Annotated in this window: 23 protein-coding genes; all 23 read right to left on the reverse strand. The window is 63.3% G+C overall.

The window, feature by feature from the left end; translation table 11 throughout:
- Window position 1 precedes the first annotated feature (1 nt).
- Entirely contained in the window at window positions 2–742 is a 741-nt protein-coding gene (locus ACNPAA_RS02930; protein WP_042076845.1) for a protein phosphatase CheZ, read from the reverse strand.
- A gap of 12 nt (window positions 743–754) precedes the next feature.
- Complete coding sequence (gene cheY / locus ACNPAA_RS02935; RefSeq protein WP_010673934.1) at window positions 755–1138, reverse strand: chemotaxis response regulator CheY; 384 nt, start codon at window positions 1136–1138, stop codon at window positions 755–757.
- A gap of 110 nt (window positions 1139–1248) precedes the next feature.
- On the reverse strand, window positions 1249–1965 hold the full coding sequence (locus tag ACNPAA_RS02940; RefSeq protein ID WP_042076843.1) for an RNA polymerase sigma factor FliA: 717 nt from the start codon (window positions 1963–1965) through the stop codon (window positions 1249–1251).
- Window positions 1958–2833 (reverse strand): MinD/ParA family protein, encoded by an 876-nt coding sequence (locus ACNPAA_RS02945; RefSeq protein WP_257709909.1) that lies wholly within the window; start codon window positions 2831–2833, stop codon window positions 1958–1960. The genes ACNPAA_RS02940 and ACNPAA_RS02945 overlap by 8 nt, the downstream gene beginning before the upstream one ends.
- Before the next feature lies 1 nt (window position 2834).
- Window positions 2835–4340, reverse strand: a complete 1506-nt coding sequence (gene flhF, locus ACNPAA_RS02950) for a flagellar biosynthesis protein FlhF (RefSeq protein ID WP_257709880.1) — start codon at window positions 4338–4340, stop codon at window positions 2835–2837.
- A 16-nt stretch (window positions 4341–4356) separates the two neighbouring features.
- On the reverse strand, window positions 4357–6459 hold the full coding sequence (gene flhA, locus ACNPAA_RS02955; RefSeq protein ID WP_417891581.1) for a flagellar biosynthesis protein FlhA: 2103 nt from the start codon (window positions 6457–6459) through the stop codon (window positions 4357–4359).
- Between the two features lie 318 nt (window positions 6460–6777).
- Window positions 6778–7908: a flagellar biosynthesis protein FlhB gene (gene flhB, locus ACNPAA_RS02960; RefSeq protein ID WP_041212629.1), complete on the reverse strand. Its 1131-nt coding sequence runs from the start codon at window positions 7906–7908 to the stop codon at window positions 6778–6780.
- A gap of 74 nt (window positions 7909–7982) precedes the next feature.
- Entirely contained in the window at window positions 7983–8780 is a 798-nt protein-coding gene (fliR, locus tag ACNPAA_RS02965; RefSeq protein WP_010673928.1) for a flagellar biosynthetic protein FliR, read from the reverse strand.
- Between the two features lie 85 nt (window positions 8781–8865).
- On the reverse strand, window positions 8866–9135 hold the full coding sequence (gene fliQ, locus ACNPAA_RS02970; protein ID WP_010673927.1) for a flagellar biosynthesis protein FliQ: 270 nt from the start codon (window positions 9133–9135) through the stop codon (window positions 8866–8868).
- Window positions 9136–9258: 123 nt separating this feature from the next.
- Window positions 9259–10017, reverse strand: coding sequence for a flagellar type III secretion system pore protein FliP (gene fliP / locus ACNPAA_RS02975; protein ID WP_010673926.1), 759 nt, complete (start codon window positions 10015–10017; stop codon window positions 9259–9261).
- Entirely contained in the window at window positions 10004–10387 is a 384-nt protein-coding gene (fliO, locus tag ACNPAA_RS02980) for a flagellar biosynthetic protein FliO (RefSeq protein WP_010673925.1), read from the reverse strand. Before fliO ends, fliP begins: the two co-directional genes overlap by 14 nt.
- Window positions 10384–10779, reverse strand: a complete 396-nt coding sequence (gene fliN / locus ACNPAA_RS02985) for a flagellar motor switch protein FliN (RefSeq protein ID WP_010673924.1) — start codon at window positions 10777–10779, stop codon at window positions 10384–10386. Before fliN ends, fliO begins: the two co-directional genes overlap by 4 nt.
- A gap of 41 nt (window positions 10780–10820) precedes the next feature.
- Window positions 10821–11894 carry a flagellar motor switch protein FliM gene (gene fliM / locus ACNPAA_RS02990; RefSeq protein ID WP_010673923.1) on the reverse strand — a complete coding sequence of 358 codons (1074 nt, stop codon included), beginning with the start codon at window positions 11892–11894 and terminating at the stop codon, window positions 10821–10823.
- Window positions 11895–11904: 10 nt separating this feature from the next.
- Window positions 11905–12411: a flagellar basal body-associated protein FliL gene (gene fliL / locus ACNPAA_RS02995; RefSeq protein ID WP_010673922.1), complete on the reverse strand. Its 507-nt coding sequence runs from the start codon at window positions 12409–12411 to the stop codon at window positions 11905–11907.
- 57 nt (window positions 12412–12468) lie between these two features.
- Complete coding sequence (locus tag ACNPAA_RS03000; protein ID WP_257709883.1) at window positions 12469–14370, reverse strand: flagellar hook-length control protein FliK; 1902 nt, start codon at window positions 14368–14370, stop codon at window positions 12469–12471.
- Between the two features lie 87 nt (window positions 14371–14457).
- The gene (gene fliJ, locus ACNPAA_RS03005) at window positions 14458–14898 is read right to left on the reverse strand and encodes a flagellar export protein FliJ (protein ID WP_039039911.1); all 441 of its coding nucleotides are present in this window, start codon (window positions 14896–14898) and stop codon (window positions 14458–14460) included.
- 16 nt (window positions 14899–14914) lie between these two features.
- Window positions 14915–16246 (reverse strand): flagellar protein export ATPase FliI, encoded by a 1332-nt coding sequence (gene fliI, locus ACNPAA_RS03010; RefSeq protein WP_029314163.1) that lies wholly within the window; start codon window positions 16244–16246, stop codon window positions 14915–14917.
- A gap of 74 nt (window positions 16247–16320) precedes the next feature.
- The gene (gene fliH / locus ACNPAA_RS03015) at window positions 16321–17124 is read right to left on the reverse strand and encodes a flagellar assembly protein FliH (RefSeq protein ID WP_042878970.1); all 804 of its coding nucleotides are present in this window, start codon (window positions 17122–17124) and stop codon (window positions 16321–16323) included.
- A 70-nt stretch (window positions 17125–17194) separates the two neighbouring features.
- On the reverse strand, window positions 17195–18256 hold the full coding sequence (gene fliG / locus ACNPAA_RS03020; protein ID WP_010673917.1) for a flagellar motor switch protein FliG: 1062 nt from the start codon (window positions 18254–18256) through the stop codon (window positions 17195–17197).
- On the reverse strand, window positions 18249–19949 hold the full coding sequence (fliF, locus tag ACNPAA_RS03025) for a flagellar basal-body MS-ring/collar protein FliF (RefSeq protein WP_041212623.1): 1701 nt from the start codon (window positions 19947–19949) through the stop codon (window positions 18249–18251). Before fliF ends, fliG begins: the two co-directional genes overlap by 8 nt.
- 55 nt (window positions 19950–20004) lie before the next feature.
- Window positions 20005–20322, reverse strand: a complete 318-nt coding sequence (gene fliE / locus ACNPAA_RS03030) for a flagellar hook-basal body complex protein FliE (protein ID WP_029314161.1) — start codon at window positions 20320–20322, stop codon at window positions 20005–20007.
- Between the two features lie 378 nt (window positions 20323–20700).
- The gene (gene befA / locus ACNPAA_RS03035; protein ID WP_041212621.1) at window positions 20701–21477 is read right to left on the reverse strand and encodes a beta cell expansion factor BefA; all 777 of its coding nucleotides are present in this window, start codon (window positions 21475–21477) and stop codon (window positions 20701–20703) included.
- A 103-nt stretch (window positions 21478–21580) separates the two neighbouring features.
- Window positions 21581–22006 carry a glutaredoxin-dependent arsenate reductase gene (gene arsC / locus ACNPAA_RS03040; protein WP_201872340.1) on the reverse strand — a complete coding sequence of 142 codons (426 nt, stop codon included), beginning with the start codon at window positions 22004–22006 and terminating at the stop codon, window positions 21581–21583.
- Window positions 22007–22053: the final 47 nt, after the last annotated feature.

Raw genomic sequence — 22053 nt, forward strand, 5'->3', positions numbered from 1 at the left:
ATTAGAATCCCAGGCTAGACAGCAGATCGTCCACATCATCTTGACCATTGACCACGTCGGACCTCGTCTGCGGGTTCATGATGGGACCTTCCGCCTCGATGCCGCTCGCCGGCAGGCTGCGCGCCGAATGATCGATAACGCCCTCACCAAACATGGTCAGCATCTCTATCAACTTTGTTTCAACTTCCTGCACCAGCTTGATCACCTTGCGGATCATCTGACCGGTCAAGTCCTGGAAATCCTGAGCCATCAGGATCTCCGTCAGCAGTTGTCGTAACTTATCGGCATCGCTTTCCGAAGCCTTAATAAAATCATTCAGTTGATGACAGAGCGCCTTGAATTGACCCAGCTCCAGATCCCGGCTCATCAGGGCATTCCAATTGGGCATGACCAGCTGAATGTTGTCATTGAGTCGATCGGCGATGGGGAGACTGGCCTCCACCGCATCCATGGTGCGGTTGGCCGCCTTGTCCGTCATGTCGATGACATAGCTGAGGCGCTCCCGGGCATCCGGGATCTCATGGGTGGCCAGGTCGGGGATCCTGGGATCCAGGCGAAAATCTTGCAATGAGTTGTGTAACTGGCGGGTCAACTGCCCCACCTTGTCGAACAGGGCTGCCGCGTTGGGGGCACACACATCGGCGAGGATGTTGTCGGCCTGTTCAAACTCCTCTCGCTCCAGGTGGGCAACCAGCATCCTTGCCTGTTCAAGCGAGATCATGGCACTCGTTTTGGCCTTCATCCCTGCCGCTCCTTAGCCGATTCGTTCAAAGATTTTGTCGAGCTTCTCTTTGAGGGTGGCGGCGGTGAACGGCTTGACGATGTAGCCATTGACCCCTGCCTGGGCGGCTTCGATGATCTGCTCGCGCTTCGCTTCGGCAGTCACCATCAGGACCGGCAGGTGCTTGAGTTTGTCATCGAGGCGAATGGCCTTGAGCAGGTCGATGCCCTGCATGCCCGGCATGTTCCAGTCGGTGACCACAAACTGGAAGTCGCCGTTCTTGAGCATCGGCAGCGCCGTGTTGCCATCGTCTGCTTCATGGGTGTTGTTGTATCCCAGGTCACGCAGCAAGTTCTTGATAATCCGGCGCATCGTTGAAAAATCATCGACGATGAGGATTTTCATGTTCTTGTCCAAAGTTCCTCCTAAATAGCCGTCAAGACGGCTCGCTTACATGATGCAGATCGCAGGTTTTATGGTGCGGATTATGCCTTAGAGTTGCGCTCCAGTGTAGCCAGTACAGTCACTTATACATTCCAATCTCGCAGACGGGCGCGCAGTCTGTGCATGGCCTGGCTGTGGATCTGGCTCACGCGAGACTCGCTCACGCTCAATACCTCGCCGATCTCGCGCAGGTTCAATTCTTCGTCGTAATAGAGGGAGAGCACCAGGGCCTCCCGCTCCGGCAGTCGGGCGATGTGCTCGGCCAGGGCGCCCTGAAAGCGCTCGGCCGCCAGATCGTCGTAACCGCCGTGGCTGGCATCATCGGGATGCCCTATCACATCCTCGCTGACCCCCAGATCCTCGATGCCGATGATCTTGCCGCAGGAGACATCCTGCAGCATGGCGTGATACTCCCCGAGGGAGACCCCCATGTTGGCGGCCACCTCGGTGTCCCTGGCGTCGCGGCCATGGGCCTGCTCCACGTTCTCGATCGCCTCGGCGATGGCGCGGCTGTTGCGGTGCACCGAGCGGGGCACCCAGTCCCCGCGGCGGATCTCGTCGAGCATGGCGCCGCGGATGCGGATGCCGGCATAGGTTTCAAAGCTGGCGCCCTTGCTGCCGTCAAAATTGCGGGAGGCTTCGAGCAGCCCAATCATACCTGCCTGGATCAGGTCATCCAGCAAGACACTGCTTGGCAGGCGAGCCAATAAATGCTGGGCAATCCGCTTGACCAGCGGAGCGTGACGCTCGACCAGCACGTAGGAATCCTGATGACGCAAGTATGCTTGGGCTTTATTCACGGGAGTCTTCCTGTGTTATGACCGGCTTTTGCAACAAGTTTTCCAGGAAAAATTCGAGGTGCCCCCCCGGCTGGCTCGGGATGGGCCAGCTCGCCGCCTTGTTGGCCAGGGCACGGAATGCCAGGGAGGCGGGGGATTTCGGAAACGCCTCGACGATCAGCTTCTGCTTGCGCACGGCGGCCCGCAGGTTGGTGTCGTAAGGGACGCAGGCCACCAGTTCCAGGGAGGTGTCGAGGAAGCGGTCGGTGACCCGGGTCAGCTTGGCGAACAGCTCCTGCCCCTCGCGCAGGGAGCGGACCATGTTGGCCACCACCTTGAAGCGGAACACGCCGTGATCCTTGGAGAGGATCTTGATGAGGGCGTAGGCGTCGGTGATGGAGGTGGGCTCGTCGCACACCACCACCATGATGTCCTGGGCGGCGCGGGTGAAGCTCAGCACCATGTCGGAGATCCCCGCCGCCGTGTCCACCAGCAGCACGTCCACCTGGGTCTTCATCTCGCCGAAGGCGCGGATGAGCTCGGCGTGCTGCACCGGCGACAGCTCGACCATGGACTGGGTGCCCGAGGTGGCCGGCACTATCATCATGCCGTAGGGGCCCTCGACGATGATGTCGTCTATGGTGCACTCCCCCGCCAGCACGTGGGAGAGGTTGCGATGCACCCTCAGCCCCAGCATGACGTCGACGTTGGCCAGACCCAGGTCGGCATCCAGCACCAACACCCGTTTGCCCTGGGCGGCCATGGCTCCCGCCACGTTCAGGGTCACGTTGGTCTTGCCGACGCCCCCCTTGCCTCCGGACACGGCGATCACTTTCACTCGATTGTTTTGACGCATTTTGCGCAGACCACTCGCCTGATCCATATACATGTTACTCATAAAACTCCGAATCTTCGGTCTCGCCGAAACCCGATCCCCAGAAATAGGGATCCTCTGCTTCCCGCTCCAGCGACCCCATGGCGGCACCGACCAGCAGCGCCGCGTTGGCAACTTGAATATCTTCCGGCACCCGCTGCCCGTCGGTGATGTAGCTGATGGGCAGGGCGTTCTGAATGCAGACGTTGATCACTTCACCCAGATTCAGGCTCTCGTCGAGCTTGGTCAGGATGCAGCCGGAGAGCGGAATGCGCCGGAAGTGATCCACCGCCTCCTGCATCACCCGCCGCTGGGAGGTGGCCGACATGACCAGATAGCTGCGAATGCGCACCTTGGCGTTCTTCACCAGGGTATCGAGCTGCTCGGTCAGGCGGATGTCCCGCTGACCCACCCCGGCGGTGTCGATGAGCACCAGCCGGCGATGGCGGAACTGGTAGAGCGCATTGGCCAGCTCTTCGGCGTCCCGCACCTGGCGCACCGGGCAGCCCATGATGCGACCATAGGTCTGCAGCTGTTCGTGGGCGCCGATCCGGTAGTTGTCCGTGGTGATGAGCGCCACCTGCTCGGCGCCATATTTCATGGCGAAGCGGGCCGCCAGCTTGGCGATGGTGGTGGTCTTGCCCACCCCGGTCGGGCCGAGCAGGGCCACGGCGCCGCCCTGACGCAGGATCTCGTCCTCGCTGATCTTGAGCTGGGCCGTCAGCACCTCGGCCAGCTGGGCCATGGCCTGATGGATGGGCATGTCCTCGGGGATGAGCCCCGCCAGCTGATCGGCGAAGGCGTCGTCGAAGCCCATCTTCTTGAGCTCCTTGATGAGCAGGGCGCGCATGGGCTCGCGGCGCTCCACCTCCTGCCACATCAGGCCGGAGATCTGGTGCTCCAGCAGCTTGCGGATGCTGGCCATCTCCTTGCGCATCCCCTCCATCTCCTGATCCCGCTGGGGGGACTGGGCAGGGCGGGACGCGGCGGCCGGACGCGCCTTGGGCTTGGCGGGCTCGGGCGCCGCCCCCCACTGGCCCTGTTCGGCCAGGGTTCTGGGCGCCGCACCGGCTGCGGTCAGCCCGGCGGACTGGGTACCGGCACCATTGGCAGACCATGACGGCGAGGCGCCATTGCCATGGCCGTTGCCTGCCGCACCGGCGGACCAGGAGGGTGAGGAGCCATTGCCGTTACCCGCCGGGTTGGCCGGATTGAGCTTCTGCTGGCGGGCCAGCAGGGCGGCCAGGGTATCGGCGTAGTATTCGTTCTGTTCCTTGGCCGGCGCCGCACGCGTCATCTGCTTGCCCGCAGACGAGATATTGACGCTCTCTTCATTCAACTGACGGCGAACCGGCGCGTCCTTGGGCCCCGGTACCTGGGACTGATAATCGACGGCTGCGACTATCTCCACCCCACCGGTGACCTTTTTGTTGGACATGATGACGGCATCGGGTCCGAGAGTCTCCTTGACCTCGGCCAGCGCCGTGCGCATGTCTTTGGCAAAAAACCGCTTAATCTTCACCCGTCGTCTCCGCTAACTAGCCCTGTCCTACCGCACTGACGATGCGGATCTGCTTGTCGTCAGGCACTTCCTGATAGGACAGCACGCGTAATCCAGGAATGGCATTCTTGACAAACTTCGCCAGGGTATTGCGCAATATCCCCGATGTCAGAAGCACGGCCGGCTGGCCTTCCAGTTCTTGTCGTTGAGTGGCTTCCACCAGGGAGCGCTGCATCCGCTCCGCCAGTCCCGGCTCGATGCCGGCGCCATCTCCCCCACCTGCCTGCAGGGATTGATGCAATATACGTTCCAACTCCGGTGACAGGGTGATCACCGGCAGCTCGGGCTCTGGGCCGGCGATCTCCTGCACGATGAGTCTGCGCAGGGCGATGCGGCAGGCCGCGGTCAGCACTTCCGGGTCCGGGCTGCGGGGCGCATATTCCACGAGGGTCTGCAGGATAGTGCGCATATCGCGAATTGGCACGCCTTCATTGAGGAGATTTTGCAGTACCTTCACCAGGTTGCCCATGCTGATCACCTCGGGAACCAGTCCTTCCACCAGCTTGCTCTGGTGTTTCCCTATCATGTCCAGCAGTTGCTGCACTTCGTCGTGGCCAAGCAGCAGGGCGGCGTGGTTGGAGACGATCTGGCTCAGGTGGGTGGCCACCACGGTGGCCGCATCGACCACGGTATAGCCCAGCGTCTGCGCCTGGGAGACCTGCTCCTTGGCGACCCAGACCGCCTCCAGCCCGAACGCCGGGTCCTGGGTGGCGATGCCGTGGATCTGGCCGAACACCTGGCCCGGGTTGATGGCCATCTCCTTGTCGTGATAGACGGTGGCCTCGCCGGTGCTCACCCCCATGAGGGTGATGCGGTACTGGTTGGGGGCGAGATCCAGGTTGTCGCGAATGTGCACCGCAGGCACCAGGAAACCGAGCTCCTGGGAGAGCTTCTTGCGCACCCCCTTGATCCGGTTGAGCAGCTCGCCCCCCTGGTTCTTGTCCACCAGCGGGATGAGCTGATAGCCCACCTCCAGGCCGATGATGTCCACCGGCATGACGTCGTCCCAGCTCAGATCCTTCTGCTCCACCGGGGCATCCCCCTGGGCCGGCAGGAGTTCGCCGCTCGCCGCCCTCGCCTTGTTCTGCTTCTCTCGGCGCAGCAGCCACCAGGCACCGGCGGCCGCCACGGCCCCCAGGCTCAGGAAGGCCAGGTGCGGCATGCCGGGCACGCTGCCCATCATCAAGAGGATGCCGGCGGAGATGACCAGCGCCTTGGGGTTCTCGAACAGCTGGCCGAGTACCGCCGTGCCCATGTCCTGATCGGTATTTTGGCGGGTGACTATGATGGCGGCGGCGATGGAGAGCAGCAGGGACGGGATCTGGGCCACCAGGCCGTCACCGATGGCGAGCAGGGTGTAGATCTGGGCCGCTTCACCGAAGCTGAGCTGGTGCTGCATCATGCCGATGATGAAGCCACCGATGATGTTGATGAAGAGGATCATGATGCCGGCGATGGCATCCCCCTTCACGAATTTGGAGGCACCGTCCATGGAGCCGTAGAAGTCCGCTTCCTGGGTCACGTCCTGACGGCGCTTCTTGGCCTCTTCCTGGTTGATGAGGCCGGCGTTCAGGTCCGCATCGATGGCCATCTGCTTGCCGGGCATGGCGTCCAGGGTGAAGCGGGCGCTCACCTCGGAGATCCGGCCCGCACCCTTGGTGACCACCACGAAGTTGATGATCATCAGGATCATGAAGACGATGATGCCCACCGCATAGTTGCCGCCGATGACCACGTTGCCGAAGGCCTCGATCACGTGGCCGGCCGCCGCGCTGCCGTTGTGGCCCTCCAGCAGCACCACCCGGGTGGAGGCCACGTTGAGGGCGAGTCGCAGCAGGGTCGCTATCAGCAAGACGGTGGGGAAGGCGGCGAATTCCAGGGGCCGGCGGGTATAGACGGCCACCAGCAGCACCACGATGGAGAGGGCGATGTTGAAGGAGAAGAGGATATCCAGCATCAGGGGCGGGATGGGGAGTACCACCATCCCCAGAGAGGCCAATACCAGCAGCGGCGTCCCTACCCCTCTGCTGAGCAGCCACTTGTACTCTTTGAAACGGCCCAGTCCCGCTTTGAATCCCATCGTGCATCTCAATGATAAACTGCCAATAGCGGATTAAAGCAAATATCAAGCCAAGGATTCAATATATTGATTTATATGGTTTTTATTTTAACGCTGTCAGAAGTCCGTCGTTGGCGTCACGGGGAATGGTGACAGGGGGGAAGCTGCCTTCACCAAGCAGGCCAAAGGCCAGCCCAGGCCATGGGGCGAGGCGACGCGCCTCGACAAGGAGATAGCGGCCTTGTTTGCGACACAAGAGAGAGATCGGATGGTGGCCGCTTTATTTGCGAAACACGGGGCACAAGGGAGAGCACCTGGGATCAGGCTGCCTCCACTGCGTTATTTGCGAAACTCGGGGGGAATGGGCAGATCCTTGGCGATGGGGGTCGGGCGCCGGCCGCGGCCACGGCGGAACTTCTTGAGCTGATAGACATAGGCCAGCACCTGGGCGACGGCGGCGAAGAGCCCCTCCGGGATCTCCTGGCCAATCTCGGTGGCGTGGTAAAGGGCCCGGGTGAGCGGCGGGGAGGACATGACGGGGATGTCGTATTCGCGCCCGATCTCCCGGATCTTCATCGCCACCTCGTCGACCCCCTTGGCCAGTACCTTGGGCGCAGCCCCCGGCTTGCCCGCATCGTATTTGAGCGCCACCGAGTAGTGGGTCGGGTTGGTGATGATCACATCGGCCTTGGGGACATCCCCCATCATGCGGCGCATGGCCATCTGCATCTGCAACTGGCGTATCCGCCCCTTGACCTCGGGCTTGCCTTCGCTGTCCTTGAACTCGTCCTTGATCTCCTGCTTGGTCATCTTGAGCTGGCGATTGTGGTTCCAGCTCTGGAACGGCACATCGATGGCGACAATGGGGATCAGGGCGCAGCAGAGGATGATCAGCATCCAGAGCAGCAGGTCCAGGGCATCGACGATGCCGCCGGGAAAGCCCTCAAGAGAGAGATTCAGCAGATGGTTGAACTGGCTCGACAGCATCCACCAGGCGAACAGACTGATAAACACCACTTTTGCGATGGATTTGACAAGTTCCACCAGAGATTGCACCCCAAACATCCTTTTGATGCCGCTCAGGGGGCTCAGCTTGCTCCACTTGGGCAGCATGGCCTCGGAGGAGAAGTTCATCCCGCCGAGCAGGGTGTTGCCGACGAAGGCGGCGATGATCACCAGCATGAACAGCAGCCCCAGAGGCTGGATCAGCTCCCCCAGCAGGGCGGGCACCATGGCTCCCATGGCATTGGGGTCGAACGCCTGGTCCCGGTCCAGGGTAAAGCCCATGGTGAGCACCTTGATCATGGCCCCTGCCAGACTCTCCTTGATCATCAGGAGGCCGAACACGGTCGCCAGCAGGACGCTGGCGGTACCCAGCTCCTTGGAACGTGCAATCTGCCCTTTTTCCCGGGCTTGTTGCAGTCGTTTGCCCGTGGGTTGTTCTGTGCGTTCCTGATCGGTATCAGCCATGCTGGCCTCCTGCCGGCATCAGCCGACTGGCGGCCCGCCAGAGTGGCGGCAAAAGGGCCGCAACCGGGAGGGCCTCAGTCATGCTGGCCCCCGAAGCACTGGACGTTGATGAGCTCGCAGCTGGTCTCCTGCACCCGCTCCCAGAGCGCGTCGAAGTGCCCCATGAAGCCACCGATGGTGAGCCAGAGGATGAACAGGCCCGACATCATGCTCACCGCAAAGCCGATGCTGAAGATGTTGAGCTGGGGGGCCGCACGGGTCATCACCCCGAACGCGAAGTTGATCAGCAGCAGGGCGATGATGGCCGAGAGCGCCATCACCAGAGAAGCCTGATACATGACCCCGAGAAAGCTCACCAGGCTGCGGATGGCAGGCAGGGTGAGCCCGCTGTCAGATACCGGCAGGGTTTCGAAACTCAGCACCACCATGCGCAGCATCAGCAGGTGGCCGTCCACCGCGAGAAACACCAGGGTCGCCAGCATCAGGTAGAACTGACCCACCACGGGAGCCGACTGGCCGTTCATGGGATCCACCAGAGTGGCAAAGCCCAGGCTGGTCTGCATGGCGATGACCTGACCCGCCATCACGAAGGTCTCCAGCAGGAACTGGGTCATGAGGCCGAGCGCAATGCCGATGAGCAGTTGCTGCCCCAGCACCAGAAAGCTGCCGAGAGAGAAGAGCTCGATCTTCGGCATCGGGGGCAGCAGGGGGGCGATGATGAGGGTGATCGCCAGCGCCAGGCCGATACGGATATGGGCGGGGGCGAGCCGGCTGCCGAAGACCGCCATCACCATCAGGAGACTGCTCACCCGGGCCAGGGGCCAGAGGATGGAGGAGAGCCACTCCATGATGAGCGCCGTGGTGTAGGTCATGACAGCAACACTCCCGGCAGGGGCAGGCCAACGGGAGGACGCAGGCACCGGTCTGCCAGAGCGAAAGGGTGGCCCTTGGCTGGCATCAGCCCACCACCTCGGGGATCTGGCTCACCATCAGCTGGAAGAAGTCCATCAGACTCTGCAATCCCCAGTGAGCCCCCGCTCCCAGGGCCAGCAGGGTGACCACCAGACGGGGCAGGAAGCTCAAGGTCTGTTCGTTGATGGAGGTGGCGGCCTGGAAGATGGCGACCACCAACCCCACCATCAGGCTCGGCAGGATCACGGCGCACACCATGATGGTCACCAGCCAAAGCGCCTCGCGAAAGACGTCGACGAAGGTTTCAGGACTCATTGCTCGCTCCTTGTGATGGGTTTGCCCAGGGCCGCATCCTCCTGGCCTCCTCCTTCGAGAGAAAGAGAGGCCTCGCGCCCTCCCCAAGTGAAGGGGAGAGCCAGGGGGAGGGTCTGCCCTCCCCTAACCACCCGAGCCCAGCCCGAAGCTGGTGGCCAGGGAACCCAGAATGAGGTTCCAGCCATCCACCATGACGAACAGCATCAGCTTGAACGGCAGGGAGACCAGCATGGGGGAGAGCATCATCATCCCCATGGCCATCAGGATACTGGCGACCACCAGATCGATGACCAGGAAAGGCAGAAACAACATGAAGCCTATCTGGAAGGCGGTCTTGAGCTCGCTGGTGACAAAGGCCGGGATCAACACCCGTAGCGGCACGTCCGCAGGCTCGGCCACCTGCACGTTCGCTATCTCCATGAAAGTATTGAGATCCTTGACCCGGGTCTGGGCCAGCATGAACTGGTGAATGGGCAGCTCCGCCTTCTCCAGGGCCTCCTTGGCCCCGATGGTCTCGGCCAGATAGGGCTGCAGCGCCTCGTTGTTGATGCGATCCAGCACCGGCGACATGATGAAAAACGACATGAAGAGGGCGATGCCGATCAGCACCTGGTTGGAGGGGCTCTGCTGCAGACCGATGGCCTGGCGCAGGATGCCGAGCACCACGATGATCCGGGTGAAGGAGGTCATCATGATCACCATGGCCGGCAGGAAGGAGAGCGCGGTCATCAGCGCCAGCACCTGCAGGGTCAGGCTGTACTCCTGACTGCCATCCGCCATGGTCTTGACGGTGAGTGCCGACATGCCGTCCTGGGCCATCGCCAGGGGCGAGAGCACCAGGGAGAGCAGTGCCAGCCACCGGGTCCAGTTAACGTTTTTCATGCTTGCCCATCAGTTTGCCCAATTGCTCGGAGAACGCCTGGGGCTGGCTCTCGTCCAGCGGCTCCTCCAGGCGATAGAGGAAGTTGACCTGCTGCGGCGTCACCCCGACCAGCAGCTGCTGGCCGCCCACCTTGACCACCATCAGCTTCTCCTTGTAGCCAAGGGGCAGGGTGGCGATGACCTTCATCTGGCCCCCTCCCATCACCTGGGAGAGCTTGCTCTTCTTGAGCAGGAAGCCGAGCACCAGAATGAGGCCGATCACCATCAGGCTGGAGAGCAGCCAGGAGGTGAGGCTGGGGGGATTGGCCCCTACCCCCGGGTTGGCCAGGGCAGGCAGGGAAAACAGCCACAACGGGAGCACACGGATCATTTGAGCTTCTTGATCCTTTCAATCTGACTGATGACGTCGGTGAGGCGGATACCGAACTTGTCGTTCACCACCACCACCTCGCCGTGGGCGATCAGGGTGCCGTTGACCAGCACGTCCAGGGGCTCACCCGCCACCCGATCCAGCTCCACCACCGAGCCCTGGTTCAGTTGCAGCAGGTTGCGAATGCTGATCTGGCTGCGGCCCACTTCCATGGCGATGGTCACCGGGATGTCCAGAATGGTGTCCAGCTTGCGCCGCTCTTCGGCGCTGATGGGGGCTTCGTCCTTCAACTCCTCCAGGGGGGCAGGCTTGGCTTCGGCCGTGACCTGCTCCTCCAGTGCGGCCGCCCAGGCGTCAGCCATCAAATCCTGCTCGTCATCGGTTCCGCTCATCTTCAATTCCTCAGTGTTGCAACACCTCCCCTGGGGGAGGATCAATCAGGGTGTTTGTCAGAGATGCTTCGCTCGAGCTCTTCCAGCTCGGCTTCGCCATCAATGCGCACGCCCCCGCGGGTCACCAGATGCATCTCTGTCTTGACCCCGTCAGGGCGCTTGATTTTGTCGGTGATCTTGAGCGCCACGTTCTCCTTGGTGCGCCCCATCTTGGCGTGGAAGGTGGGCAGATCCTCCACAAAGACCAGCAGGTTCTCCGGCATCTCCACCGGGATGATGTCCCCGGGTCTGAGCTCCATCAGCTCACGCAAGGAGAGCTCGGTCTCCAGCAGCTTGGCCTTGAGCTCCACCTTGACGTCCATGATCTCGTCGCGCAGGGCCTTGCTCCAGCGCACGTCGGTATCCCCCTTGTCGCTCTGCACCCCCGCATCCAGCAGTTCGCGGATGGGTTCCAGCATGGAGTAGGGCATGGCCACGTGGAAGTCGCCGCCACCGCCGTCCAGCTCGATGTGGAAGGAGCTCACCACGATCACCTCGGTGGGGCTGACGATGTTCGCCATGGCCGGGTTCACTTCGGAGTCGAGGTATTCAAAGCCCACGTCCATCACCGGCGCCCAGGCATCCTTGTAGTCCTCGAACACCAGCTTGAGCAGCATCTGGATGATGCGCCGCTCGGTGGGGGTGAATTCCCGCCCCTCGATCTTGGCATGGTAGCGGCCATCACCGCCAAAGAAGTTCTCCACCAGGATGAAGACGAGCCGCGCCTCCATGGTGATGAGCGCCGTCCCCTTGAGGGGGCGGAAACGCACCATGTTCAGGCTGGTGGGCACGAACAGGGTGTGGACATATTCGCCGAACTTGAGCATCTGCACGCCGTTGATGGAGACCTCGGCGGTGCGCCGCATCATGTTGAACAGGCTGATGCGCATGTGGCGGGCAAACCGTTCGTTCACCAGCTCCAGGGTCGGCATGCGGCCGCGGACGATGCGGTCCTGGGAGGAGAAGTCGAACTGGGCGATACCGGGATCCCCGGCAGCTCCCAGCTCCTCCTCCTCGACATCGTCGACGCCGTGCAGCAGGGCATCAATCTCGTCCTGACTTAACAGATCGCTCACGCTTCACCTTTCATTGCATGACAAAGCCGGTAAACAGCACTTGTTCGATTACGGGAGAAGAGACCAGGTCGTTCAGCACCCGGCGGCACTCTTCCAGCGAATCCTGACGCAGCTTCTCCTTGCCCTCGAAGGTCATCAGCTGTTCGGCGGTCGCCGAGCTGAAGACCCGCAGCAAGGTGCCTTCGATCAGGGGAATGTTCTGTTTGGCCAGGGTTTCGTCGGCGGTGCCGCGCACCATCAGCTGGATCTTGATCTGCACCAGCCGATCCCGCTGGCCTCCCGCCACGTTGAACACGAAGGGACGGGGCATGCCCACATAGAGCGAGGGCTGGGGCGTGTTCGCCTCCGGCTTGGCCTCGCTCTTTTCGGCAGCGGGCTCATCCCCACCGGCGAGCATGAACCAGGCGCCGGCGCCGCCCCCGCCAAGGAGCACGACGGCCAGGGCGACTATCATGATCAGCTTCTTTTTCTTGCCTGCCGCCGGATCCTTCAGCGTCAGTTCGTTATCGTCTGCCATCCCTTGTCCACCCTAGTCTCAAACTTGTTCGGTATCATAAACTTACTTAAGAATGCATCAAGCATAGAAATCGATTCCGGCATCGTTTGCCGATTCCACCAGCAGCGTGAGGTTGCGAGCGCTCCCCTCGGCCTCTCTGCCATCGCTGCCACCACCATTTCCCCCCTGTCGCCCCTGGTCACCGAAACCGGACTGGCCCTGGGAGGATGACTGCCCCTGCTGCTGGAAGGCTTGCTGCTGCGCCTGTTGTTGCACCACGGTCTGGCCGAGCTGGATCCCCTGCCCTGCCAGCATGTCGCGCAGGCGCGGCATGGCCTGCTCCAGCATCTCACGGGTCTGGCCATGCTGCACCACGAAGTGCACGCTGGCCTGGCTGGAGGCATCCATCTGGATTTGGATCTTCATCTTGCCAAGCCCAAGGGGGTCTAGCTGGATCTCCGCCTGTTGCAGCTTGTCCGCCAGCATCAGGTTCACCTTGTGGTGCAGCTGCTCGGGGGCCTCAGGGGTCGCCAGCTTGAGGTGGGGCAGGCTCTGGGGTTCCCGTCTGACGGTCGCCTCGGCCAGCGGTCTGTTCTCGCCGACCTGGCTCTGGGCCTGATGCAAAGGCTGGCTCCCCTCGGCGGGTTCACTGCCCTTGACCTCCATCCCCGACTGTTTGCCCAGCTCATCGAGCCGGGACTTGTCCACCGCGGGCTTCACCGACACGGCCGCGCCGGCGGCCACCACGGGGGCGCTCTCCATCTGGTCCAGGCCCGCCGAGAGGGCCGTCAGGGGGGCCTGTGCCCCCTGGGATTCATGACGAGCCAGGATCTGCGGCGCCACCTGCACGGGGGCCGTGTCCTCCGTCGTCACGGGCTGGCTGCTCCCTGCATTCACCGCAGGCTCGGCCCCTGCACGGGCTCCCTGCCCGATCGCGGCCTCGGCCTGTCTGGCCTCACCGGCAACAGGGGCGTCCTTCTCTGCCCTTGCCGCTGTCGCGGGCGGGGCGGACTCCGGTGCGGCCCCAGGGGCCGGCCCCTGCGCCACCGTCCGGATCACGCCATCGCCATAGGCGCTGGTGGCACGGGAAGTGGTTGTCCTCTGTCCGGCCGACGCCAGGGGATGGGCCACCTGTGCCTCTTGCGATGAGTCAGCCCGGGTGACAGTGGGAGCCTGGGCGTTTTCTCCTGCCACCACTTTGGCGAGCAGGGCGGCACGCTCCTGACCCGAGAGAGGGGGCTCACCCCCCTTGGCATCCGGCTCCGCTCCCTTGCCTGCCATGGGCTGGCGGGTCGCTCCGCCCTGGTCGGCCACGGCAATGTCATCGGCCAAGGGGGGCTCTTCGGCCCCCAGCGGCAGAGCACCCTGACCGCTCGGCACGGCGCTGGCGCCTTGGACCGCACCGTGGATGGCTTTCGTTTTGTTCTCTTCATGCTGACGCTCTGGCGTCATCTGCGGCAGGGAGGCGCTCCCCTCTGCCGCCTCCACGCCCTCTGCCATTCCCACCCCCTCTGCCATCCCAGGCGCTGCGGCGCCAGGCGGCAAGGGGTTGCCGTCCACAGGCGCCGCCGCCTCACCGGCCAGGGCGGGCGATGTCGGGGGCACCACCAGGCTCACATCCTGGCGCAGGGAGGCTTGCAACTGTTGCAGGAAGTCGTCGGGAGGCAGCTCCCCCTCGTCGTCCGCTCCCTTCAAGGAAGACGCAGACTCGGTGGCGGGCTCGTCAGACGCCAAAGATTTGGCAGCCGGGGCAAGCCCCTCCCGGGCGCCCTCGGCGGGGCCCTGGAGTGGTGGATTGCCCTGACTGGCTGGCGCCTTGCCCATCAGCTGGGCCATGGCCATGGCTTGCGAGAAGGCGGCCTTGCCCTCGCCTGACGGCTGCACGCCCCCTTCGCCCCCGACGGTGGGAGCCAGCAGGGTGGCGCTGCTATCGGCAGAAGGCGCCTGGGGGAGAGTGCTAATCAAGGGGGTCTGTATCATGCTGGGATCCCTGACGACGATTCGGTGACGGCCGCACGTGCGGTCATGGCTTGGCCCATCGGCCTCGCATGACCGGAAGAAAGCAAATTACAGGCCAGATTGGTGATAACGACGCAGGATGGCGTAGTCATCCAGCATCTTCTGCTCCTGGCGCTGGGCCTTCTGGCGCACCTTGTCCGCCTTCTTCTCCAGCAGCAGCTCGACCGCCTTGCGCCGCTGCTGGGCTTCGAGCCACTGGGTGCGGCACTCGGCCAGTGCCTCGCGCACCTGCAACACCCCTTGGTACTGCTGGGTCGCCGCGTTTTCGAGCTTGTTGATGAAGGCGTGATACTGGCTGTTCTGCTGGGGGCTGATCCCCTGCAGACCGCGCTCCGTCCACTGCTGGTGGTAGATCTGGCGGTACTGGTTGAGGGCGTTCTGCTGATCCATGAACAGCTTGAGATCCTGCTGGGCCTTGGCCAGCGCCATGGCGGCCTGCTGTTCAGCCTCCTCCAGCCGACTCGCCAGCAACGTCAATCCTTTACTCATAAGGGCTCTCCACCGGTCAACGCATCAGGGGCATGGCCACCAGTTGCAGGGATTGCAGGCCTTCATCGTAGTGAATGACCTCGCGCATTTTCTGCTGCAAGAACTGATCCAGATAGGGTTTCTGGATGATGGCCCGGTCGATGCGCGGATCCGATCCCTGGCTGTAGGCGCCGATGGTGATGAGATCCCGGTTCTGCTGGTAGAGGGAGTAGAACTGCTTGAAGGTGCGCGCCAGCTCCATGTGCTCCGGTGAGGTCACCATGGGCATGACCCGGCTGATGGATTTTTCGATGTCGATGGCCGGATAGTGGCCTGCATCCGCCAGCTCCCGCGCCAGCACGATATGGCCGTCAAGGATGGCCCGGGCCGCGTCGGCGATGGGATCCTGCAGATCGTCCCCCTCCGTCAGCACGGTGAAAAAGGCGGTGATGGAGCCCTGGCCGTCGCTGCCGTTGCCGGCCCGCTCCACCAGCGCCGGCAATTTGGCAAACACCGAGGGGGGATAGCCCTTGGTGGCCGGCGGCTCCCCCACCGCCAGTGCAATTTCCCGCTGTGCCTGGGCGTAGCGGGTGAGGGAGTCCATCAGCAGCAGCACGTTGAGCCCCTGCTCCCGAAAATACTCGGCGATGGCGAGCGCCGTCTCGCACCCCTTGAGGCGCATCAGCGGCGAGGCATCGGCAGGGGCGGCCACCACCACGGCGCGCTCGCGCCCCTCGGCGCCGAGGATCTCCTCGATGAACTCCTTCACCTCCCGGCCCCGCTCGCCGATGAGGCCCACCACGACGACATCCGCCACCGAGCCCCGGGTCATCATGCCAAGCAGCACGGATTTGCCGACACCGGAGCCGGCGAACAACCCCATGCGCTGACCCCGGCCCACGGTGAGCACGGCATTGATGGCCCGTACCCCCACGTCCATGGGTTGATGGATGGGGCGACGGGCCAGGGGATTGATGCGGTGCTGGGCGAACTGCACCGTCTGGGACGAGAGGATGGGGCCGAGCCCGTCAAGGGGCTGGCCGATACCGTCGATGACCCGGCCAAGCAGACTCATGCCCACCGGGATGCCGTGATCTTCGGTGACGGGCACCACCCGGGCGCCGGGAATGACCCCCTTGAGCTGCTCGCTCGGCATCAAGAACAGGCGATCCCCGGCAAACCCCACCACCTCGGCCTCCAGGGCCCCATCCTGGGTATCGATGCGGCACAGGGAGCCGATGGCGGCGCGGCAGCCAATGGCTTCCAGGGTCAACCCCACCACCCGGGTGAGCTTGCCCGCCACCGGCGGTATAGGGGCCTGCTCGCGAACCCGGTAGCCTTTAAGCCGATCAAGAAGGGGTGCCGTCATGTCGCCTCCGACGATGATTGCCTGATGATGCCGTCAGCAGGGCGCTGCACGACGGGTTCGAACCGGGCCATGGCTCAGCTCGCGTTGTCACGCAGGAAATTGCGCAGCAGTTGATCGATGCGCCCGGAGAGGGTGAGATCGATGCTGGAAAGCTCGGTGGCCAGTTGCAGATCGCCGGGGGAGAAGGTGGGCTCGCTTTGCAGCCGCCAGTGGCGCCTGGCGCACTCCTCGGCGCCAAAGGCGGCCTCTACCCGGGTCACATCCTCCGGGTGCAGCATCAGGGTGACCCCCTGCTCGGCGGCAGGGAGCAGGGCCAATCCCTGCTTGAGGGCCTCCAGCAGCAGCGTGGGGGAGGTTTGCGCCTCATGGCGGATGAGGGCGCGGGCGAGCTGTTGCACCAGGGCGATGAGCTGCTGCTCCACCGCCTCGTCCATCTCGCCAAGGGGAGTGGCCAGGCGTGAGACCAGGGCTTGCCAGCGGGCTATCTCCAGCTCCACCTGCTCCCGCCCCATGGCGAGTCCCTCTTCCCTGCCCTGCTCCAGCCCGGCCTGGTGGCCCTGCTGCAAGCCTTCGAGCTTGCCCTCTTCCAGCCCCTTGGCAAAACCGGCCTCGCGCCCATCGCGCATCCCCTCTTCCCAGGCGGCCTGACGAATCGCCTCCACCTCTTCGGCGGTGATGCTGGGGGCGGGCTCTTCGGGTTGTTCTTCCGGCAGGGCTGCATCGGCCTGCTCCTGACGATACCAGTCAGGGGCCAGCCCCAGGGCATTGGTCTCGACCTCGGCTTCGGTCTCCATCTCTGGCCAGCCCCAGGTCTCAATCTGCGCCGTGTCGGACTCGGGCCTCAGATAGCCGCGCAGTTTGCTGTTCTTGTCATTCATGTGCCGAAGAGACTCCTATCGAGGGCCGGGTACAGGGGCCGACATCATCGCACATTCCATGGCCCATGGCTTAGAGGAACTCTTCGCCACCACCCGCCCCCAGCATGATCTCGCCCGCATCCGCCAGGCGGCGCGCGGTGGAGAGGATCTCCTTCTGGGCGGCCTCCACCTCGGAGACCCGGATCGGCCCCATGGCCTCGAGGTCGTCCGCCAGCATCTCGGCGGCCCGCTTGGACATGTTCTTGAATACTTTTTCCCGCATCTGGTCGTCCGACCCCTTGAGGGCCCGTTGCAGCAGATCCCCGGGCACTTCCCGCAGCAGGGTCTGGATGCCCCGATCGTCCACGTCGATGAGGTTTTCGAACACGAACATCAGATCCTGGATCTGCTGGCTCATCTCCTCGTCCGACTCGCGGATGGAGTCCATCAGCTGCCCTTCGATGTTGGTGTCCAGGTAGTTCATGATGTTGGCCGCCGCCTTCAGGCCGCCCATCTTGGCCGCCTGGGCACCGGCCGCACCGGCGAACTGTTTCTCCATGATGTCGTTGAGCTCCTGCAGCGCCGCCGGTTGCACCTCTTCGAGGTTGGCGATGCGCATCACCAGATCCAGGCGCACCTGCTCCGGGAACTGGCTCAGGATCTCGGCGGACTGCTCCGGCTCCAGATAGGAGAGGACGATGGTCTGGATCTGCGGGTGCTCGTTCTGGATGATGCTGGCCACCTGGCGGGCATCCATCCACTTGAGGGAGTCGAGGCCACGGGCGCCTGACCCCAGGATGATCTGATCCACCAGGTTGCTGGCCTTGTCCTCCCCGAGCGCCGCCACCAGGGCTTTGCGCACGAAGTCTTCACTGCCGATGCCGATGTTGGTGTACTTCTGGATGTCGTCGATAAATTGACGATGCACCGCCGCCACCCGATCGTGGCTGAAATCCGACATGGAGGCCATGGACATGCCGAGCCGCTGCACCTGCTTGGGCTCGAGGTGACGGAAGATCTGGGCCGCATCCTCCTCGTTGAGGCTCAGCATCAGCACCGCCGCCATCTCCATGCCGCCCATCTGATCCAGGATCAAACGCTGGCTTTCGGTGATGTCGTTGCCGGTGACCTGGCTTTTATTCTCTTCAGGCATCTTTGGTTACCCATTCTTTGATGACCTGGGCGGCCAGGTCAGGTTCGTTCGCTACCAGGGCGCGCACGGCCTTGAGCAGATCCTCGTCACGGTGCAGGTCAGGCAGCTTGAGCTGACCATCCCGCAGACCGAATACCGGTTCGGCCTCGGCCTGGGCGGCCAGCAGGCTCAGTTCGTCGTCGCCACCCAGCACGGTGTGGTTGTCGAAGTCCAGCTCCCCTTCCGGCTTGGCGTCCGGGTAGAGCAGGCGCTTGAGCATGGGCCGCACCACGGTGACGATGAGCACTATGATGACCAGCACGGAGGCGGCGATGCGCACCGCGCGCCAGAACCAGGGCTGCTCGTAGAGGGGGATGTCGGCCACGGTCTCGAGTTCCGGGCGGTTGAACGGAATGGCGACCACCTCCAGGGTATCCCCCCGGGTCACGTCAAAGCCCAGACCGCCGCTCAGCAGGCGGCGCAGGGTATCGAGTTCGGCCTGGCTGCGGGCTTCCCGGGTCACGGCACCGTCGGCGCCGGGGATGGCCTTGTAATCCACCGCCACCGACACCGTCATGCGGCGAATGCCGCCCTGCTGGCGCCGGATGTGGCTGACGGTGGTGTCCAGTTCGAAGTTGCGGGTCGCTTCCTTGCGGGAACGGCCGGAAGAGGCGGTTCCTTCCCCGCCGGCTGCCTGCTCGGGAATGTTGGACGCAGCGGGCGGCTGGTTGGAGAGGGCACCGGGCACCCCGCCGTTGCTGCCGCTGGCACTGTTCTCTTCCATGGTCATTTCGGAGCGCACCGCCGGCAGGTCCGGGTTGTAGGTCTTGCGGGTCTGCTCCTGCTGGGAGAAGTCGAGGGAGAGATCCACCTCTGCCGTATAGTTGTCGGCCCCCAGCACCGGGATCAGGATGGCGTCAATTTTTTGTTTGTATTCGAGCTCCTGCTTCTGCTGCATCGCAAACTCCTTGCGGGTCTGGGCAGAGAGGGGATCCTGGGAGCCGGAGTTGAGCAGGCGACCGTTCTGGTCGGTCACGGTGACGCGGGTCGGCTCCAGACCGTGAACGGCGGAGGCGACCATGTCGACGATGGAGTCCACCTCACCCTGGCCCAGGGCGTTGCCCTTGAGGCTCAGGACCACGGTGGCGCTGGGCTTGCGTTCGTTGCGGGCAAACACGTTGTCTTTCGGGATAGCCAGCAGCACCTGGGCCTTGGCGACGTTCTGGAACTGCTCGATGGCGCTCGCCAACTGGCGCTCACGGCTCAGTTTCAGGCGCTCGCTCTCCATGCGCTGGCTGACGCCGAAGCTGGAGTCCTTGAGCAGGATGGCTTCGCCGTCGTTGCTGGCGTCGCTGTTGTTGGCCAGACCGGCGCGGGTCAGGCGCAAGCGGATGTCCGCATAGTTTTCAGCACTGACCAGCACGCTCTTGCCATCCACCTGATAGGGGATCTTCTGCTGATCCAGGTAATCCAGGGTGGAGACCAGCTCCTGGGTGGTGAAGGTGCCGAGGGGACGCATCTCCGGCTCCTTGCCCCACAAGAGGATGAAGACGGCGATGGCCAGACAGATGGTCAGCCCCAGGATCAGGGTGATCTGGCGCAACACATCGGTGTTGGACAGGAAGCCCAGCGCCGAGCTCTTCTGCTCGTGCTCGTCGAGGGCGGCCGCCCCCTCGTTGTTGATCAGCAGATCGCCGTTTTGATCAGTTGCCACGGTTTATGTCCTTGTTGCTGACATGTTCATGATGCTCGGTCGCCATGGGCCCGAGTTACACCGGCATGTTCATGATGGTCTTGTAGGCATCGACCATCTTGTTGCGCACCTGCACCGTCGCCTCGAAGGCGATGGAGGATTTCTGGCCGGCGATCATCACCTGGGAGAGATCCACCGACTTGTCGCCGAGATCGAAGCGGGTACGCAGATCGTTGGCGGTGCCCTGCAACTCGTTGACGTTGTCCAGGGCCTGTTGCAGCATCTGGCCGAAATCCGAGCTGACCGGACGACCGGGCTGGGTCAACGGCGTGGCACCGGCTTCCACCTTGAGGGCCTGCATCTCTTGCATCAGGCTGCTTGCGCTAATTTCCATCTTCCCTTCCCAGACAAATCATTGACACTGACTGGCTTGAAGCAATAAAGGTGCCAACCAGAGCGAGATCTCGAGATCAGGGATAAAAGCGGGGCGCGATCAGGCCGGCGGGCACCGGCCATCCGGGGATCAGGCCGCAGATCCGGGGGGATCGCCCAGCAGCAGGCGCAGATAGATGCTCTGCTTGTCCCACTCCCGGCGGTGGGCAGCCATCCGCTCCTGTTCGGCCTCATGGGTCATCTTGCTCTCCTGGTCGCCGGACTCTGTGCGGCCCCCATGAAAAAGAGGGCCCAAGGCCCTCTTTTTACTGCAAATCCCGACACGTAAACAGGGTGCATCTCTAGCCATCCATGAAAGACCGGGTCAGATTGGCAGGGATCACTTGTTCAGGTCATCATCCAGCCAGTACTTGGAGCCCGAGATGTTGGCGTCAAGCAACAGTCCCTTCTCGCCAATCTGGTAGATAGCCATGCCGCCATTGTATTTGGCGGTGAGCTCGGCGCTCTCCTTGCCCGCCACGGCGCCCACCTCGGAGGTGGCTTCCCACCCCTTGCTGACGAAGGCATCGAACCTCGCCTTGTCCTCGAACAGGATCACCTGCTGGTAGAACTTGCCGCCGATCCCGGCCGCAAGACCGGCACCGAACATCTTCATGTAGGTGTGCTTGCCACTGGTGCGATTGACGGCCACCCCGGCCCCCTGATTGGTGTGGATCATCAGGGAGAACTTGCGCGAGTCGAACACCGCATAGCCATAAGCCTTGTCAAACAGCAACTTGGCCGAGGGCTGTTCGTTGAACAGCCGCACCAGGGCGGTATCGGCCATGGTATCGAGGGCGGTTCTCGCCTCCTCCGGGGTCTTGGGCTCGAGCATGGTGTCGAGCTTCTTGTCGGCGGCGGTCAGCCACTCCTTGCCGGTGGCCGCGCTCTCTGCCGTCCAGGCCCCCGCCTTGTTGTAGGCCTCGGCCCCCCAGCTGGACACCGACTCCCAGGTCTCCTTGGAAAAATCGGTGATCCCCTTCCACGCCTCCTTGCTGGTATCGCTCACCGCGGTACCGAGTTCGGAGGCGGCCTCCTTCAGCTTTGCCCAGTCGGCCAGACCGGGGGTTGAGGCCAGCGCCAGTGCCGTGGCTATCACCAGGAATCGAATCTTCATTGTTTCCACCCTCTGTGATGAGTCGAAGGTCACAGTAGCAGATCTGGCGCCTGCCCGTTAAGGGCATCCCCCCGGCGCGGGTCAGACGCTGACGCGCAGGGGCTCAACGAAGCCGTTTGCCCTGGCCGTCCACCACCTGCTCGCCATCCTCCTTGGCAAAGGCCCCTTGCTGCGGGTCAGGCAGGATATCGAGCACCACCTCCGACGGGCGGCACAGCCGGGTGCCGAGGGGAGTGACCACGATGGGCCGGTTGATGAGGATGGGGTGGGCCAGCATGGCGTCGATCAGTTCGTCATCGCTGAAACACGCTTCCGCCAGCCCCAGCGCCTCGTAGGGGGGCACGTTCTTGCGCAGCAGATCGCGCACCGGCATGCCCATGGCGGCGATCAGGGCCACCAGCTCGTCGCGGGAGGGGGGCGTCTCCAGATAGTGAATGATGGTGGGCTCCACACCGCTGTTGCGAATAAGCTCCAGGGTGTTGCGGGAGGTGCCGCACTCCGGGTTGTGATAGAGGGTGATTGCACTCATTTGCCTGTCTCTCATGACTCAAGTGAATAGAAATGGGTTAGCGGCCA

The sequence above is a fragment of the Aeromonas sp. PS2Canimalfood6 genome, from assembly GCF_048276795.1.
Lineage (GTDB): Bacteria > Pseudomonadota > Gammaproteobacteria > Enterobacterales > Aeromonadaceae > Aeromonas > Aeromonas caviae.